The 3,103-nt window shown below is 66.3% G+C and carries 2 protein-coding genes; one reads left to right on the top strand and one right to left on the bottom strand.

Annotation, left to right across the window (positions count from 1 at the left end):
* Window positions 1-311 precede the first annotated feature (311 nt).
* Entirely contained in the window at window positions 312-1,490 is a 1,179-nt protein-coding gene (locus tag CF8_RS20090; protein WP_084622967.1) for an IS30 family transposase, read from the top strand.
* A 539-nt stretch (window positions 1,491-2,029) separates the two neighbouring features.
* Here the strand turns inward: CF8_RS20090 and CF8_RS20080 are convergent.
* Window positions 2,030-2,911: a LysR family transcriptional regulator gene (locus CF8_RS20080; RefSeq protein ID WP_036491628.1), complete on the bottom strand. Its 882-nt coding sequence runs from the start codon at window positions 2,909-2,911 to the stop codon at window positions 2,030-2,032.
* Between the last annotated feature and the right edge of the window lie 192 nt (window positions 2,912-3,103).

The following is a 3,103-nucleotide window of genomic DNA, read 5'->3' as shown; positions in this document are numbered from 1 at the left end:
CCGAGTTACACCACTCCAGGGGACTCTCCCCTGCGCGACCACCGCCCTAGCAACGGTGTCGCGCGCGATCACCAGCATGCTTCCCGATCGCCCTGATCGACAACTGCTCCTGCGCATGCAGCCGCCGGATCTCAGCCCGGTCCTCTAATGTCATCGTCCAATGCATCGTGCTCGGGTGGCCTACTTTTCGAAGAGGTGGTTTCCAGCGACCATCGCAACGAACGCCGATTCCGTAGGAGGCATCGTTGTCAACGCGTCGTGTTCGGAAGGGGCCGGGTAGGCGGCCGAAGTCAGAGGCTCGGCGCAGATTCGTGGAGTTGATGGCGCAGGGTTCGTCGCTACGGGCCGCGTGCCGGGAGGTGGGGGTGTCGAGGTCCGCCGGCCAACGGTGGAAGAACGGCGCACGGGTGCGGCACGCGGATGGCACGGTGACCTTCGTGCCACCGCTCGAACCCCTCGCCGTGCGTCAGATCTCCCCGCGCTTCTTGTCCGAGGAGGAACGGGTCAGGATCGCTGACCTGGCCAGCCGCGGCCTTGGGCCTACGGCGATCGGGCGCGAGCTGGGACGTTCAGCGTCGACGATCAGTCGGGAGCTGCGGCGCAACCTGCATCCGACGGGGCAGTACCGCCCCTTCCACGCCCATAGTGCGGCCGCGGTTCGACGGCGCCGGGAGCGGCCGACGAAGATCATGGAGAAGGCGGAGCTGTTCGAGTTCGTCGTTGACAAGCTCAAGGTGCGGTGGAGTCCTCAGCAGATCAGCCGAGCGCTGCGCCGGGAGTTCCCTGCGGACCCGAGCATGTGGCTGGCGACCGAGAGCATCTACCAAGCGCTCTACCGCCACCAGACCGGGCTCCTGCGCCGCGTGAAGACCGTTGACGCGGTGTCGCCGTTGCGGACCGCACGCGACCACCGGCGCGGGCACACACGCGTCGTCCGCGCCGGCCGGAGGTTCGCGCAGCCGATGCTGTCGATCCACGACCGTGGCTTCGAGCCCACCGACAGGTCAGCGGCCGGGCACTGGGAAGGAGACCTCATCGTCGGTCCACATCACCGATCGGCCATCGCGACCCTGGTCGAGCGCCAGACCCGCTACGTGAAGCTGGTGCACCTGCCCGCGCAGGATTCCGCGACGCTGCGATCCCGGCTGGTGACGGCGCTCGACGGGCTACCCGCTTCGTTGCGTCAGACCTTGACGTGGGACCAAGGCACCGAGATGGCCCGCCACCTCGAAATCACCGCCACACTCGGCACGAAGGTCTACTTCTGCGATGCCGCCAGTCCCTGGCAGCGCGGCTCGAACGAGAACACCAACGGCCTGCTGCGCCAGTACTTCCCGAAGTCGACCGACCTCACGGTCCACACACCACACGACCTCGCCAGGGTCGAGCACGAACTCAACGGCCGCCCGAGACACATCCTCGGCGACCGACCGCCAACCGAGCTCTTCAGCGCACTGCTAACGTCCGCAACCGTCCAGGCGTTGCAATGACTGCTGGGAACCAAGAGAGCGCTACTGGCCTAGTTTTCGAGGAGCGTCGACAGATGAGCTTAACTCGGTTTGGACCCAGTCTTGGGGAAAGGCAGTGAACGGGCCCGAGCCTCGTCGACCTGCAACTGCTTGAAAGGGCGAAACTGCGCCGATCAGTTGGGCAAGGGGTGGGACACCCTCCACCAGGTCGTCGTCGAGGATGCTCGGTCTGGTATCCCCTTGGCGGCTACACGGCCCTCGCCGCGATCGTGAATGCCGAGCTGTTCCCCACCAAGATGAGGGCGCTGAAGTCGGGATGCCTCATGCCTTGGTCGCTGCGGTGTTCGGGGGACCACGGAGTCCCTGCCCTGGGCCTCAAGTACGAGGGCATGTAATCGGTGTTCTTCTGATGCATCGTCGGCTGCGTTGGCCTCACCGTGATCGCCACCGTGTTGGTGGCCGACACGATGAAGCGGTCGACGCTCGATGCTCGAAGCCGTCACCCAGGGCTGCCGCCGACCGTCCTGCCGCCGAGCAGCTAACCCGAGGTGACTAGCCCGTCAGTTGAGGTCTCGGTCCACGGGGGCGCGGAGGATGTCGCGGAACCGCCCGGCGGGAGACGTGAGCGGACGATCCGTGGGCCACACCAGACCGATGGTGCGTTGCGCCCCGTCCGAGGCGATGGCGATAGCCTTCGTACCGGTGAGGCCAGCAAAGGGCTCCGGAAGGATCGCCACGCCGAGACCAGCCGAGACCAGCCCTTCGATGGCACCGACGTCCTGGCTCTCGAAGGCAACAGCGGGCGACACACCAGACTCGCGCAGCAGCCCATCCACCAGAGCTTGGTAGCCGAAGCTCGGAGGCGCGGTGACGAGGTCCTCGCCCGCCAGCTCCGTGAGCCGGACTCGGCGACGATTCCGCAACCGATGTCCGGGCGGCACAACCAGGACGAGGCGCTCCTGTTGCAGAGGGTGCCAGCCAACACGACCTCGCGGTCGCGGCGATGTGATCCCCAAGTCGACGACACCCGATGCCAGATCTTCAACGATGGCGTGTGCCGGCTCCTGACGAAGGACGACGCGGAGGCCCGGCGCGTCCCGATGGACGGCCGCTAGGGCACGCGGCACGATCGACGTGGCGATCGAGTCCAAGAACGCGAGTCGTATGGTCCCTGACTCCGGATCGAGCATCGTGTCGAGCTCCGCACGAAGCAGGTCGAAACGGGTCGTGATCTCACGTGCTGCCGCGACCACAAGCTCGCCAGCCGGTGTCAGCTGAACGCCACGCGGCGTCCGTCTCAGCAGGCCGACACCGAGCTCGTCCTCCATCTTCGCCATGGCGCGGGAAAGAGTCGGCTGGCTCGTACCGAGAGCGGCAGCGCTTTCCGTCACGTGGCCCTGCTCAGCGACTGCGATGAACCACGCCAGGTCTCGAACTTGCACTCCGCGACCATACCCAGCGGGTCGGGCGTGACTGGTTCGGCGGGTCCGCGCCGCCGACGCAGACACAGCCTGAGGGCGTGCAGAGTCAAAGCCAAACTACCTCTCCAATGCGAGGATCAGCGTTCAGCAACTATGCGCGACTCCAGTGCTCTGCTCGCCCGTGGGAGAGTCCCCTGGAGTGGTGTAACTCGG

It is taken from the genome of Nocardioides sp. CF8, assembly GCF_000389985.1.
Classification (GTDB): Bacteria; Actinomycetota; Actinomycetes; order Propionibacteriales; family Nocardioidaceae; genus Nocardioides; species Nocardioides allogilvus.
Note: the sequence above shows the minus strand (reverse complement) of the source record. Positions and strands in the feature narration are given on the sequence as shown.